The sequence below is a fragment of the Mesorhizobium sp. CNPSo 4689 genome (genome assembly GCF_057784325.1).
Window position 1 is genome coordinate 1 of the sequence record NZ_JBWLUZ010000064.1, and the last position, 14,467, is coordinate 14,467.

9 protein-coding genes and 6 pseudogenes are annotated in these 14,467 nt (G+C 58.5%); 7 read left to right on the forward strand and 8 right to left on the reverse strand.

The features are described 5' to 3' along the window. Positions 1-219 precede the first annotated feature (219 nt). The 3 genes from AC04SI_RS32200 to ltrA form a co-directional block, all read right to left on the reverse strand. Positions 220-1,263, reverse strand: a complete 1,044-nt coding sequence (locus tag AC04SI_RS32200) for an ABC transporter substrate-binding protein (protein WP_488475635.1) — start codon at positions 1,261-1,263, stop codon at positions 220-222. Between the two features lie 226 nt (positions 1,264-1,489). After that, positions 1,490-1,999 (reverse strand): GNAT family N-acetyltransferase, encoded by a 510-nt coding sequence (locus AC04SI_RS32205; RefSeq protein ID WP_488475636.1) that lies wholly within the window; start codon positions 1,997-1,999, stop codon positions 1,490-1,492. A 578-nt stretch (positions 2,000-2,577) separates the two neighbouring features. After that, positions 2,578-3,987 (reverse strand): group II intron reverse transcriptase/maturase, encoded by a 1,410-nt coding sequence (ltrA, locus tag AC04SI_RS32210; RefSeq protein WP_488475637.1) that lies wholly within the window; start codon positions 3,985-3,987, stop codon positions 2,578-2,580. A 578-nt stretch (positions 3,988-4,565) separates the two neighbouring features. Here ltrA and AC04SI_RS32215 point away from each other — a divergent pair. From AC04SI_RS32215 to AC04SI_RS32235, 5 genes and pseudogenes are all read left to right on the forward strand, one after another. Further along, the gene (locus tag AC04SI_RS32215; RefSeq protein ID WP_488475638.1) at positions 4,566-4,811 is read left to right on the forward strand and encodes a hypothetical protein; all 246 of its coding nucleotides are present in this window, start codon (positions 4,566-4,568) and stop codon (positions 4,809-4,811) included. Between the two features lie 124 nt (positions 4,812-4,935). After that, positions 4,936-5,598 carry a hypothetical protein gene (locus AC04SI_RS32220; RefSeq protein WP_488475639.1) on the forward strand — a complete coding sequence of 221 codons (663 nt, stop codon included), beginning with the start codon at positions 4,936-4,938 and terminating at the stop codon, positions 5,596-5,598. Between the two features lie 124 nt (positions 5,599-5,722). After that, complete coding sequence (locus AC04SI_RS32225) at positions 5,723-5,914, forward strand: hypothetical protein (protein ID WP_488475640.1); 192 nt, start codon at positions 5,723-5,725, stop codon at positions 5,912-5,914. Further along, entirely contained in the window at positions 5,842-6,249 is a 408-nt protein-coding gene (locus AC04SI_RS32230) for a tyrosine-type recombinase/integrase (RefSeq protein ID WP_488475641.1), read from the forward strand. The genes AC04SI_RS32225 and AC04SI_RS32230 overlap by 73 nt, the downstream gene beginning before the upstream one ends. Positions 6,250-6,602: 353 nt before the next feature. Then, a pseudogene (locus AC04SI_RS32235) lies at positions 6,603-7,204 on the forward strand (tyrosine-type recombinase/integrase). Between the two features lie 208 nt (positions 7,205-7,412). Here AC04SI_RS32235 and AC04SI_RS32240 read toward each other — a convergent pair. The 4 genes and pseudogenes from AC04SI_RS32240 to AC04SI_RS32255 form a co-directional block, all read right to left on the reverse strand. Next, positions 7,413-7,568, reverse strand: a pseudogene (locus tag AC04SI_RS32240) (helix-turn-helix domain-containing protein); the annotation flags it as partial. A 704-nt stretch (positions 7,569-8,272) separates the two neighbouring features. Further along, a complete protein-coding gene (locus AC04SI_RS32245) occupies positions 8,273-9,160 on the reverse strand; it encodes a LuxR family transcriptional regulator (RefSeq protein WP_488475642.1) in 888 nt (295 codons plus the stop codon). A 631-nt stretch (positions 9,161-9,791) separates the two neighbouring features. After that, on the reverse strand, positions 9,792-10,955 hold the full coding sequence (locus AC04SI_RS32250; protein ID WP_488475643.1) for an aspartate kinase: 1,164 nt from the start codon (positions 10,953-10,955) through the stop codon (positions 9,792-9,794). 1,108 nt (positions 10,956-12,063) lie between these two features. Next, positions 12,064-13,131 (reverse strand): annotated as a pseudogene (locus tag AC04SI_RS32255) (transposase); the annotation flags it as partial. Between the two features lie 66 nt (positions 13,132-13,197). On the opposite strand from AC04SI_RS32255, the pseudogene AC04SI_RS32260 reads away from it, so the two are divergent. Then, positions 13,198-13,631: pseudogene (locus tag AC04SI_RS32260) on the forward strand (transposase); the annotation flags it as partial. Between the two features lie 38 nt (positions 13,632-13,669). Here AC04SI_RS32260 and AC04SI_RS32265 read toward each other — a convergent pair. Continuing rightward, positions 13,670-14,062: pseudogene (locus AC04SI_RS32265) on the reverse strand (IS110 family transposase); the annotation flags it as partial. Between AC04SI_RS32265 and AC04SI_RS32270 the strand changes: the two are divergent. Then, positions 14,061-14,467, forward strand: a pseudogene (locus tag AC04SI_RS32270) (hypothetical protein); the annotation flags it as partial. The pseudogenes AC04SI_RS32265 and AC04SI_RS32270 overlap by 2 nt on opposite strands.

Sequence of the window (14,467 nt, forward strand, 5' to 3'; positions counted from 1 at the left end):
GCCCCGCCCCGCGGGTCTTGCTTCCCGCGATCATGCAACCAACATGATCAAGGACGAGAAGCTTCGCCTGGTCGCGGACATGTGACGGCAAATCGTCATAACTCATTCCGGCGACCGTGCTGGCGACGTCTTGTGTCAGAGGCATTTTCGATCTTCCGTGAAGCAGAGCAAAATGACGGCTCTGCCTGCTGTGGCTAAACGGTCCGCTCGTGCGGTTGCCTAGTGTTGAATCCAGGTGTTCCAGCGGGCGATCAACATTGCCTTGTTGTCGTTGATCCACTTAGCGTTGGGAACCACCATTTCGGGTTTGGCGCGAGGGTCACCGCTCATGTATTGGAGCGCATCCGTGCTCGGCGGCATGCAGGCCAGGGCCTCACAAATCTTCCCTTGGATTTCGGGCGAATCCAGGTAGAATTTTAGCAGTTCAAGCGCTTCTGCCTTGTGAGGTGCGCCCTGCACTATGGCGATGCGGTCGCCCACTATAAGTGCGTCATCATAGGACCAGGCAATGGGCCGCCCTTCATTTTTAAGCGCCATGGCGCGGGTCAACCACATGAAGCCGGCATCATATTCACCATTTCGGAAGCCTTGGGTCACTTGGTCGCCGGTCGTCCACCACAGCCCTACATTGGGCCGCAACTCGTTCAGCTTGTTAAAGGCGCGATCGACATCCATCGGATAGAGGTCTTTCACGGACACTCCATCGGCCAGAAGGGCAGCCGTCAATTGTTGCCAAGCATCGGTCTGCGCGGGCATTGCGCGGATGCCGGGGAAGGCCGTGGTATCCCAGAACTCTTTCCAATCGGTCGGCCCACCATTGGGGAAGTGCTCTTCGTTATACGTGATCAAAGTCGCGCCTCGGATGAAGAGAACCCCTGACCCCTTGCAAGTTCCAGGTAGCAGATCAGCGCGGTCCTGAAACTGGGCGCAGAAGTGGTCTAGGTTTACGGCGCGGCCGGCATGGGACGGCGCCTCGGAATCCATATCGCCTTCGATGAAGATGTCCCAAGTGACATCGCCGGAGGCGACCATGGCCTGCACTTGGGCGCGCCGTTCGGCGGCGGCGTCGGTGGGGACCACGACAACCTTGATACCGGTCTCCTTCTCGAAGGGGGCTAACCAATACTCGCGAACAATCTCGTCATAAGAGCCGCCACTACTCGCCAAGATGATCTGCCGGCCCGTCGGCATCGGTGGCACCCCAGACCAGGCCAGCGGCAATGCCGCGAGGCCGCAAAGAACAATTATGTGTTTGGTCTTCATTCCGTTCACCCTAGTGGATGATCGACTACGATCGGCCAGCCCCTCTCGAAGGTGCAAATAACAAATGGAGCCGCAATTGCATTGCTTTTTTCTGATGATCAACGCTGGATGCGTGTCTTGATAGGGCCAGCCTCTCACCTTCTTAACAGTTTCGTGTTGCACTAAAGAGTGCCAGTTAGACCAACGTTTTTTATTGATAAGTTCTCTTATCAAATCCATTCCAGCGTCACTGACTCGAACGACGCATTTCATATAGCTGATACCTCGTTCCATTAAAGACAGTCGGCTCAAGATAGGAAAAGCCAAGTGCAGTGGTCATTCTGAGTGACCGTGTGTTTGTTGGGCGTATGACAGCGACCAACCGATCGACGGGTTGGGTTGCGAAGGCGAATTCGAACACTGGCTTGAGGCTTTCCGGTCCAATCCTTTGACCGGATCGGGCTCCGAACAAGGCGCATCCGAATTGAATATCGCTACCGAAGCGGCTCACTCCCGACCGCCCCACGAAGCTCAAATCACCACTGTCTCCTCGTTCATAGACCATCCAAAACCCAATCCCGTAGGCCTCCCACTCATGAAGATATAGGGATAGTCGCGCATCAGACATTTCCCGCGTTGGCGGAATTCCCTGCATCGTTGATTCGACGACTAGCGGATCGCATTGAAGGCGATGAAGGGCATCGGCGTCCCAAGCACGTATTGGGCGCATGAATAAGCGTCGTGTTTCGAGGTTCATGTAAATTTCGTCCAATTGTATGAAGAAACAGCAACGGGCAGTCGAAGCAAGCACTAGGGTGCAGACGGGGTCTGGGATGAAAGGAAATTAGTGTGAGCCCTCCATGGATATCTTATGCCATTCGCAGGTTGTGATCAGGTGCCGTGACAGGCAATATTACACAGAGAGACGACCTAGCCCCTAGGACGACGAACACTTCTGTCGATTTAAGGTCGAGAATTAGTGTGCCATGAAGACCTGTTCTTATGATCTGTGACGTTGGAAACAAATATGCATACGCCGTGCCAAGTAAAAAGTCATTACATAATAATGGGATATACCTTATGCGACATTGTCGTATGTCCGACATCGTCGGATAAACGACGATGCAGAACTCAATTGCACGACAGAAATTCGGATTCCACCGCCCACGCCGATCGACGCAGATCAGCCTGCCATTCGCGGGCGACATATAGCTTGGATTGTGCCCGCCGCTCGACCGACGGCCGTGGTCGAGTAGCTCAGCCATTCGGCTTTCGCCCTCACAGATCCGGGCGGGCGGATTTCCCGCACCCGGCTCTTCCCGAGGGTAACCCGCGTCATATCCGTGCCTGCGCCCAAATTCGAGTGATGCGCGGAGTTGGCAGGGGGAAGCGCGCCGTCAGGGTCTCGAACTCCGACCAGCCCATGCGCCGGCTTTTCTGGCTGCGCCGTCTCAGACACTGTAGCCATATCCGGCGCATTTGCCGATGGAATCCGTTGAGCGCTGGGTAGTTGTGCGGCCTGCCGTAGTAGCCGTAGTGTCCACGCAGAACGGCGGCGAACCACCTGTGCTGCGCAGCCATTGGCGCGTGCATGAGCCGCCAGGCATCCTGGCGCAGCGCCGTCAGCTTGCGCGTCAGGCGTTTCCCTTCCGTCTTGTGCTTCACGATGAACCGGCCATCCCGGGTCCGCCCGCAGTAGTGGGTGAAGCCCAGAAAGGCGAAGGTCTCGGGTCGCCGCTCGCCACGCCGCTGTCGTGAGAGGGCCGCGAACCGCCCAAACTCGATCAACCGCGTCTTGTCCTCGTGGAGTGTCAGGCCAAAGCCGGCCAGCCGCGCCTTGAGGGCCAACAGCATCTCCTCTGCATCGGCCTTCTTCTCAAAGCCCATGACGAAGTCGTCAGCGTAACGCACGATCACAACGCGACCGTGTGCATGGCGACGACGCCATTGGTGGGCCCAGAGATCGAGGATGTAGTGCAGGAAGATATTGGCGAGGAGCGGACTGATGCCCGCCCCTTGCGGGGTACCCCTGTCCGTCTCTTGCTTCTCGCCGCTCTCAAGGACGCCAGCCCGCAACCACAGCCCAATCAGCCGTAGGATACGAGGATCAGCGATGCTGTGCGCCACCATCCGCAGCAGCCACTCGTGGTCGACCGAGTCGAAGAAGCTGCGAATGTCGGCATCGAGCACCCAGTTCACACGCTGGCTCATGATCGCTGTATGCAGGGCATCAAGCGCCATGTGGGGGCTCCGCCCCGGCCGGAAGCCGTAGGAGAACCCCAGGAAGTCGACCTCGTAGACAGCACTCAGCACCTCGGCCACCGCGCTTTGGACGATCTTGTCTTCCAGCGCCGGCACCCCGAGAGGCCGTTTACCGCCATCGGCTTTGGGAATGTAGACCCGCCGCACCGGCTGTGGCCGGTAGCGATCGGTGTGGACCCGTTCGCAGAGATCACGGATGTTATCCGTCAGCCCCTCTTCGTACTTCGCCACGGTCATCCCATCGACCCCAGCACTCGCCTGTCGCTTCTGTCGCCGAAACGCCCGGTAAAGGGCTTCTTCGTCGACGTGATGCAGCAGGGCCGTGAACCGGGTTTGGGCAGCCTGCCTGGCCGCCGCGTTCACCCGCTCGAGGTTCAGCGGCAAGGCAACCCGGCTCTGTGTCCGGACTTTGGCCTCCTCGCGCAGGCTCTCCTCAGGCTGGTCCCTTCCCTCCACTCGCCTCGTTTCCTTCGACGGCTTCACGGGTACTATGAACCAGTCCGACTCCCGACCTCAGCTCGGACGGCAGCTCTGGCAGTACCTTGCTGCTGTCCCCCGCTGGAGACCAATCCAGCGGACCCGGTCGGGCCTCTCATGTTCCGATGGTTACCTTCCATGCGTGATCCGGCCATCGACCCCGACGGAGCGGCATCGTCTCGCGTAACGACGATGCTCATATTGCCTTCGTGACTAGGGAACACACTCGGCCTAGCGAACATCCACCTTCGAGGCTCATTCCCGCACCCCGCATGGCTCCTGTCTACACTTCAGACCCCGCGTTGCCGCGACGCCCGCAAGACTCGGCCCCGGCTTGCCCGCTACGGCTTTGGCCGGATGGGACTTGCACCCACAAGCAATCATCAGCTTGGCATGACGTACTCCCATCAGGTGGTGTAGCTCGATGGTGAAGAAGCCGCTCGCGAGCGTGCCGTTAGTAGCGTTGTAGATGCTATGGGGAGCGGCAAGGGTCTGGCATCCTTAGGCGACAACCAAAAGGAGCGCCCCTATCGCAATCATTTGACGCGACCCGGTCCCTCGCCGCCTTCGATCAAGATACGACGTTGATTGCAGTGGTCGAGATTACCCAATCGAAGTGGCTCGTCGCGGCGATTGTTCCAGGACTTGAGCGCCGGCCGCTGGCGAGACTTGATGCTGATCCGGAGGCACTGCTGAAGCTGTTGCATTGCTGGCGCAACGAAGCCGAGCAGTCGGGACCGCTGATCAAGTGGATCACGGTTGCCCAGCCGGACGCGACGGCTTCTGGCTGGCGCGCTGGCTGCAGGGCCAAGCCGTCGAGGCCCATGTGATTCATCCGTCGAGCGTTGCGGTGTCGCGCGAACACCGGCGCGCCGAGACCGATCGTCTCGATACCGAGCTTTTGATGCGCGCGCGTTTCTCGGCTGGCTGCGCGGCGAGAAGCGCCACTGCGGTATGGCAGCGATTCCCGCAATCGATAAGGAGGACGCACTGCGGCCGAACCGCGAGCGGGACAGCCTGGTGCGCGAGCGCACGCCGATTGTTCGCATAAAGGCGATCCTCGCCCGCTTCGGCATTCGCGCCTTCAGACCCATTTTGTGCAACGCCAACCAGCTGCAATCTTTGCACACTACAGAAGGCACTTTGACGCCAGAGGACACGCGCGCCGAACTGAGCCGCAACTTTGCCCGGATTCGGTTGCTGCGCGAACAGATTCGGGAGATCGAACGCGAGCGCTTGGGTCAGCTCGCTGCAGCTCTCATGGCACCTGCGGCCGAGCAAGGCGCCCATGCCAGGTTGACAGGAAACCGAGGTGGCGGTTCACCCGATCGCTCACATGGCTTTTCGAGCCGTGCCCGTAGAATGGGCCCCGCCGACAAGCAGGGTGGATTAAGCAAGGAACTGGCCGCTTTCGATGCCTATATGCGTGATGTCGCAGGCCTGGCGGAGACCACGCGACGGCAACGTGGGTTGATTGTCGGCAGATTCCTCGCTCACACTTTTGGCGCAGACGCCGTCTACGTCACGAAGATCGATACCGCGGTCGTAGGCGCTTCGTCCTGGGTGAAGGTCGCGATTGGGGTGCCGGGGCAGTGCGCGTCGCGGGTAGTTCGATAGACGGTTATCTGAAGTACCGACAGATGAGCGGCGATGAGGTCGCCAAGCTCCTGCAAGCCATCCCGCGCGCGGCGCACTGGCGTCACTACCCGAGACATTGTCACCAACTCAGATTGACGCGCTTTTGGCATCGTTCGATGCGAATCTGCCATCTGGTCGACGCGCCTATGCCATGGTCAGATGCGTCACCGACCTTGGCCTTTGCTATGCGGAAGTGGTCAAGCTGCGCATCGAGGACATTGATTGGCGGAACGGAACAGTCAGGATCGCTCGCTCCAAGACGCATTTCACAGACTGCCTGCCGGTGCTCAGGTAACCGGTGAGGCCATCGCCGACTATCTCAGGCACGAGCGGCCCGAGACGGCAAATCGGGCGATCTTCGTTCGCTATGTCGCACCCTACGATCGTCCGGTCCAGGCAGGAGTAGCCAAGCGAGCGGTCATCGCCGCGTTTCGCCGGTGCGGCTGGGATCGGTGCGATCCGCATGTTCTGCGCCATAGCGTGGCGTGCGGATTGCTGCGCGAGGGCATACCGATGAAGCACATCGCCGATATCCTACGCCATCGCAGCCTCGACACCTCAAAGATCTACACAAAGATCGATCTCGACCGGCTATCGGCCGTCGCTCTTCCTTGGCCAGGGAGGGCGTGATGACGACGAAGACAACAATGACAGAACATGTCGCAGCCTATCTGGCGGAGCGCTCAATGCTCGGCTTCAACATCACCGGCCCGGGCGCAGGACTGCTGCGATCCTTTGCTGGTTTCGCCGACGAGCAGAACTGTGGCACGCTGACCGGCGACCTCGTCATCCGCTGGGCAAAGGACCGACCGCGCGCCAGTCACCCCTTCACCTGGGCTGGGCGACTGGCAATTGTGAAGCCGTTTGCGGCCTACAAGGCGCGCCTGGATCCAGCGACGGAGTTTCCGGCGACACCGATATTCGGCAAGTCACGGCGGCGGTTGACGCCCCACGTCTACACCGACGGCGAGATCCTCGGCCTAATGGCCGCGGCCCGCGCGCTCCTACCGCAGGATGAACTGCGATCAGCCGCGTTCGAGACGTTGATCGGATTGATCGCCGCGACCGGGCTGCGCATTTCGGAGGCGATCAACCTGTGCTGCTGCGATGTCGATCTCGAGGCTTGCTGTGCAATGGTGCGCATGACCAAGTTCCAAAAGTCTCGGCATGTGCGGTTTCATCAGTCGGTCGCCGAAGCGCTTGGTTCATATCTGCAAGTCCGAGAGCGCTTCGTCAGGCAGGAGGAAGAGCAGGCCTTCTTCACCATCGCAGGGGGCAACGCCTCAACAAGCGCACCGTCCACGGCGTCTTTCAACGACTGCGTGCGGCTGCCGGCATCACACCGCGAGGCTCCTATCCGCATGTTCGTATTCATGATCTGAGGCACACCTTCATTTGCCGGCGGCTGGAGCGTTGGCAGGCCGAAGGATGCAACATCGATAACGCCATCGCGGCGCTTTCGACCTATGTCGGCCATGCCAAGGTATCGGACACCTATTGGTACATGACCGGCATCCCCGATCTGATGGCCATCGCCGGATCGCGTTTCGAAGGCTTCGCGCGCGGGGAGAACGGCCATCTCTGATCACAGCACGCCGTCCCTTTCCACCCTGGTCCAGCGCTTCTTTCTCGAGCATCTCGGCCAACACCGTGCCGTCAGCCGCCAGACGGTCGCCGCCTATCGCGACACGCTGAGACTGCTCCTGGGCTTCGCCGCGCAGCGACTGCACCGAACACCAAGCGCGATCGCGTTGCTGGAACTCGATGCGAGCTTGCTCCTGGCGTTCCTCGACCCGTGGCGCCAGTTCGCCGATCTTCGCCCGCGCAATCCAGCGGATCGCGCTGGACACTCCCACGCCGAACCGCGCCGCCGCTTGCCGCGCCGACATGCCCTCGTCCGAAGCCCTCAAGACCCGCGACCGAAGATCCACGCTCAATGCTCTTCCCATCGTCAACCTCCATCGAGGTGGATGTTGAATCAGCACAAAACGCAGCCGTCACATCACAATCGATTCATCGATCACAGGACGTGCTCTAGATGGGGTGGCCTTCCCGCTTACTCATGGTTTGCGATCCGCGAGGATCAACCGCATACAAGCTTGCGGCGCGTTTACCGCGTCTGATGGCGAGTTCCTCGTGTCCCGTCAAGGACAAGTCGCTGCGCGATGGAGAGCCTAGCGGTCCTCAATCCTTGTCTGTCACTGCGCGCGGCGGCGGCGCGAAGGTAGGTCGGACAAGGAGATGGTCGCCAATCGGCCTAACAAGGAGATGAGGAAATGAACGGCAAATGAACTAGCAGGCTTGACAATCTTTGCCCCATACAAGAGCGAGCGGCGTAGCGGTGGTCATCGATTTTCTTCGATAGGGTTGGGTTGCTAACACAGCATGAATCGCAGGAACCACCGATAACCAACGACATAATGGACCTACGCGGGCTCGTGGAGAAGACCCTCCTACGCCATATCCTGCGCGAGATGATCGGCCCTGCAGCCGAGCGGTTGATGTGATGGAAGTGGGTTTCGTCATCTAACAAGTCGAGGATGCCGTCATAATATGGAAGTAGGTGCTGCGTAGCCGCAGTATGCGAATTTAACTAGGATTAACCTCAGGGATTGTCGGTTAATTCGGACGAAGGCAATACAAACGCGCATTTTTACAAATCGATGATTCCTAGGTTTGCCGCTTTTACGGCTGCGCCAGTTCTGCTGCACGCATCCAGTTTTCTCAATACGTTTTTTATATGGAAGTTGACCGTGTTCGCTGTGATTCCAAGAATCATTCCTATTTCCCAAGATGATTTGCCTCTAGCCGTCCACAAAATGCACTCTTTTTCTCTCAAAGAAAGTTCTGGTAGATCTTCAATGCGACTGTGACTTGCGAACTTTCCAATATTCAGATGGAAATGTAACGCAGCTAGCTGCAAGTAAGTTATTGTTCTATTGTGAAAGTCTGAGCCTGCGCATTGTGCAAAGCTCATGATTGCAAAGCTCGTATCCGAACCGTGCAGTGGAACACTAATGCCTGACCTCAAGCCGAACGTAGCAGCTTCATCAAGGACGCGCCGTTCGTCTTCAGTCGTACTTACGTCATTGTACACCTCGCTCCATCGAAAGGCGCTTCCTCGCTTCCGACTCATCTTGATGATGGGGTCCACCCTGTCATAACCCATTTCGAAATAGCGCTGCTGCCATTCATCAGGATAATTCAGAATGACCACCGGACTGCTTCGGTCCGCCTTTAAGGATCTTTGGTTGGGTGAAAGAGAGCGGTACGCAATCCACGGACAATCAAAATTTCGGGCAAAAGCAGCTAATAGGTCGAACAACTCCTCGGATTGAACAACACCATCGCTCTGGTCGAGAAATCGGCTGAACGCCGCCGCAAACGCCTCCCTGGTTGCCCCCGGGAAATGCATCGGTGGGACCGAAGAAAATTGATCGGACACGCTGTTCGCCCGGCCTCGACGTTGAGATACCGCGATAATCCGCGGACGTTTCATAGTCTCTCCTCCGCAGCCATTTGCACCGATATTGTCTCTCATGGACAATTCTGCCGGCGGTAAGGGTGGGGTTCTGCGCCTGCCGTTAGTCGGGCCGGCATGGATAAAGCTACATCACTTCTCCAACGCATAAAGTTATGTTTAGTTAAGTGCAAAGCGCGCGAGTGTTTCATAAGTGTAGCATCTGAAAAGAAAGTTTAATGTCTAAGATTCGTCCCTCCGTTCCGTCGACCTTCTGTTTCGTTCATAGGTTCTCAACCTTGGTCCTGCGGCGCTTGATATCGTTGCAGGCGCAGGTGTCTTCGGTGGGCTACGATGGAACAGCTTGCCATTTGCCATTGCCCCCTTGATCGGCGTTGGGCCGAACCGCCGGGGCCGAGACTGGAGTGCCGCTCACGGTAAGAATGTGCGTACCTTCACGTGCGGGAAGCGTCGGAGACGCATGCGGGCAGAGTCCGCACCTCAACTCGCAATGTGAATGCAGCCCATCGGCTACTCTTGAACGCCTTTCCTGGCGCTGGAGTCTCATTTCGCCTTCGACACAGGGGCGGCTGCCGTTTCCGCATTGGTGCGACATCAACGACTCTAGCCGGTAGTGCCTGACCACCTTTGCTGATAATTCGCTCCTACAGAGCGCGTTGCCCACGGATTCGATGGGCCGAGGACGCGGCTACTACGTATTTCCCGTCTCATCTTCTCCGCGGAAAAGCAGAGAACCATAACTCCAGCACTGTTTAGCCAGACTGGATGCAAACGGTTCGCCGACCGCTCCAGGATACATTCGCTCGTGGATTCGGCGCGCCAAAGAAATGGCGCGCTCATAATTGTCCTCCAAATGGACCCGCGGGACCGAAGAATTAAGCTCTGTCACGGCGGTTCTCAAGCTAATGGAGACCAAACGAGGGCCCGTCAGCGCGGCAAGCCGCATTGCAAAATCAACGTCGCTTGTGATGCATATGCCTGCCCCGCAGTTGTCTTCCACACAGATCGCGCTGATGTCGTGTTTATCAAAAAGCTGATGGAGGTCGTCGCGTTCTGCAAGGCTGGCGCACGACAACACTGCCGCATCCCGAGCCAATGTCACAGAACGGGCGTTCCCCTGGCCCGCAACAATCGTACCGGTGATAGCTTCGTCGCTGGCAAGCGATTTGCACACAATGGTGACCGCGTGCTTCTTGGCATATTCAACTGCCCTGTGGTGCAGCACCTTTGCGCCATATCGCGACATCTGAGCAATCGCTCCATAAGCAATCTCCGGAATCAGTTGTGCTCCCGGCACAAGATAAGGGTCTGCAGTATAGACGCCTGGAACATCAGAGTATATTTCGCAGGACCGTTCTCCCAACATTGAGGCAATCACAATGGCGGTCAGGTCAGAGCTATTTCTTCCCAAAAAAGTTAACTTACCGGACTGATCTATTGCTTGCGCTCCTGCAGCAACGACAACGTCATTATCCTGAAGTGCTGTCATAATCGACTCGGGATCGGCATTTTCTACTGTTGCTCGGCCGAACTCCGAGTTTGTGCGTATTCCAAGAAAATAGCCGTTCAGAGACGTTACGGGAATGCCTAGCCGTTTGATGGCGGCTTCCAACAGGCAGGCGCTGAGCATCTCTCCGGTTGCAAGTGCTGCATCGAGGTTCGATGGTGACGCTGCCTTGTTGACGTCGAGCATGATTGCTTTCAGGTTGCCGGTTGTTCCCGACATCGCGCTGACCACGGCAACTATTTTGTGTTCGCCTGTCGCCAGTCGGTCGGCTATGTGCACAGCAACTCGACCGTAGTCTTTAGGATACAGAAAAGAAGAGCCCCCGAATTTCAGAACGGTTGCTTTCATGTTCCACCCAATCAGTTGTTGCCAAATTGGCAAGCAGTGCGCGCGGGGTCTCGGGACTGGCTCTAAGCGGCCCGATGTGATCCACGTTTGGTCTCGCGCGGCCATCCCGTCCATTTTTTTGCTGATCTAAGCTGCTTATAGCCATTGCATCTACGTCGGACGCAATTGGGAACGCAGCCACGAACTTGTCGGCGGGTATGCATGATCGCGTTTTATCTGGAGAAGCGAGGCTCCTGCTGGATGAGCGTGTTCCCGACCGCATGAGCATCGCTCTCGGCGGCGCAAAGAACAATGTCCTTCCCTCCAGAGGAGTGTTCAATGGCGGGTCGCCGTTAGCTGTTGTATTCCCCCCCTTTTCTCCGACTGATAGCACGTCAAGCTCCTGACTGGGATATGGCCCGCGATAGCACCTACAAACTATGCGGAGATGGAATTCTGAAAACTACTAGGTTCGGTAGGTGGGGCAGTGTCGGGTAACTCCTTGGTGCATCACCTGAGAAAAGCGAGATCGTGTTTGCCCAACAGTTTGGCAAGCTGGGCGATCACCCAGGCGTGAACGTCTGTGGAGAGATGCGCTCCTGGCAAGCACGGGCACGCGCTTCAGCGCTCGATATCGAACCGGCCATCGAGACGCTGCACCGCCTTCAGTGTGAGCGGGTAGAATGCCCCAGTCCGTTCGCCGAAGCTCTTCTTGTTGCAGCTTGACGACTTCGCTGGATCGCAGATTTCGATCAGACACCGCACTATCGCATAAGCCCGCAGGCGCGACGGGGACGCCTGATCAAAGGAACTCAGTAGTTCGTCGATCTCGGCGCGATCGCCATTTGCGGGAGCTTCTCTACGAAGCGGCGGCGGTCATTCTGACGCGCAGCTCAACCGACAGCACTCTGCGCAGCTGATGGGGTTGCACCGCTGACTCAGCAAAGTGCGTCGTCCACATTGAAGGCTCGACCCGCGAAGCTCCATCATGCGGCCGGTCAGCACCTCAGGCAATGATGCCAACCGCTTCGATACCCACAATGCGCGACGTCTGGGGATTGGCAGAGAACACCCACCACCGTCGCCGCGATCGGCGTCATCATTGACTGCTATCTCCGCTTCCGTAGCAGACGACGCGGGCGTGGCGCGACGGACTAACGCAGCGTTCCCGCAGCGGACATGCGCGACAATCCTTGCCGCGTGCCTGGAAGTGTTGGAATGAGCCCTTTTGCAGCTTGCCTTTCGGCCGCAGGATTTTTCCTAGCGGACAGCGCGCCAGATTATGCAGGGCGTCGAACTTGAAGCGGCGCGTCGGAATGACCTTTCCAGGACGTGGCTCGGCCTTGGCCGGAACGATGGCCTCTATGCCGCGATCCTCCGGTGCCCTAAACACCTTGGCATATGCATAGCCGGCGTCCATCGTCGCCGTCGCGATGGCCGAACCCGTCGCCTCGGCAATAGCGTTGAGACGCTCCTCTACAGCCATGCCCTCGTTCTGTTCACCTGTCGCCACCTCAACGTCGACAATGACGCCGCACTGGTCGTCGACCGCCGTATGTTGCTTGTAGGCCGGCTCTAGTCGCCGGTTGCGCGCGTTGGTCGCCATCGTGGCGTCGGGGTCGGTTACGCACACTTTCTTGAACTTGCCGGTCTGCCGGCTGGCCCGGAGCGCTTCGATCTCTGCGTCGTTGATCTCGGCCACCGCCTCGACATGCCGAACCGCCAAGCTGTCCCAACTGACGTCCGCGCGGATCAGTGAAGCGTCGATATGAACGATCTCGCCTTTGGCGATCTTCGCCGTAATGCAGGCATGAACTGTGCGCTGGAAAATGCGCCGGAAGCGCTCCGCGCCCCAGCGCTGCCGTATCCGGGTCAGGCTCGAATGATCGGGCAGCGTCTCGTGCAGGCCGTAGCCGATGAACCAGCGAATCGCGACATTCACCTGCGCCTCCCGCATCAGCCGCCGGTCGTGCACGATCCCGAGCAGAAAGTCGGCAAGCATAAGGCGCACCGCCACCTCGGGATCAATGCCAGGCCGACCGTTATCGGCACAGTAGAGGTCAGATACCTCCTCGCGCAGCCAATCCAAATCGAGAACGCGATCGACGCGGGCCAGAATGTGATCGTCGGGAACCAATTGCCGCAATGACCCCGTCATGAACAGCTCGAGCTGATCTCGCTCCTTTCGTCCCAGCATCGCCAGCTCCCGAGAATCAACGGCAGCTCGATTGAATCAGCGTGACGGCACTTCTTCAACAGGCCCATCGTGCACCTGATCCGTCATTCGCTTGAGTTCGTCTCATGGAAGGATCGCAAAGCCGTGGTGCCGGCGCTCAGGGCAATCTACCGGGCCACGGACGCCGAAGCCGGCATGAAGGCGCTGGAGAACTTCGAGGCTCGCGACTGGGGCCAGCGATATACGGCGATCACCCAGAGCTGGCGGCGCAACTGGCAGCACGTCGTGCCGTTCTTCGCCTATCCCGAGAGCGTGCGCCGCATCATCTACACGACGAATGCGATCGAGGCGCTGAACTCCAAGCTTCGCCTCGCCGTTCGCACCAGGGGCCACTTCCCCAATGACGACGCCGCCATGAAGCTGCTCACGCGGCTGAGGAATGGAAACGACCGCCGCGCGAGTGGTTCGAGGCCAAGACACAGTTCGCCGTCGTCTTCGGCGAGCGCTTCGTCGGCCAATGACGAAACCGGCCTCACGCACAGAATTCCTGACAGTTCCACCGCGTGCGCGCTGCGACAAGCGTGCGAGTCAGCATGCTGTCGAATCCCTTCACGCGGACCTCCCGAAAGAACCCGACTTCCGCTAGCTGCGCCAGACCATCGGCGTCGTTCGCGTCCGTCTTGTTCGCCGCCATATCGAGCGCCGCCTTAGGATGGCGCGCATCGATGCAGATCGCCGGCAACCCCTCGGTGCGCAGAGAATGATAGAACCATACCGACAGCGGTCCGGTCTCGAACACCACGCGTTTCACGGCTGGCGCCCGCTTGCGGATGAGCTCGGCGATGATGCTGGGATCAGATGCGCACTTGCCACGCCAGATCCGTTGACCTGTTCGGCGGATCGAGACTGCCGTCTCTTTCATCGACACGTCGAGACCAATATATTCTTCCATGGCTGTTCTCCAGTTGGCCAAGCTGGCCACAAATATTTTGCAACGGTGCATTCTTGATACGGACGCACCCTACGTCGCGGGATCTAAAACCGAGACGGACCGAAATAGCGTTGGGTTCTGCCATTATGACACAGCTTCCAAAGGATTTTTTCCGGATTTCGGGCTGACGCGTGAGCAGCAGCTGCTGGCCATGTACAGCCACTATTACGAGCGGCCCGGCATGGACGGCGAGCGCGGCGAGATCTGGTGCTACAGTGACCGTTTTTCCTACCGGCCGGGCGAAACGGTGCGACTGCAGGTGAGTTCGACCGCGCCTGCCTTTTCGATCAAGATCGTGCGCGACGGTGCAACCGAGACGAAGCTTCTCGAACGCAGCGGTATCGCCGCGCGCTGGCAGGACACGCC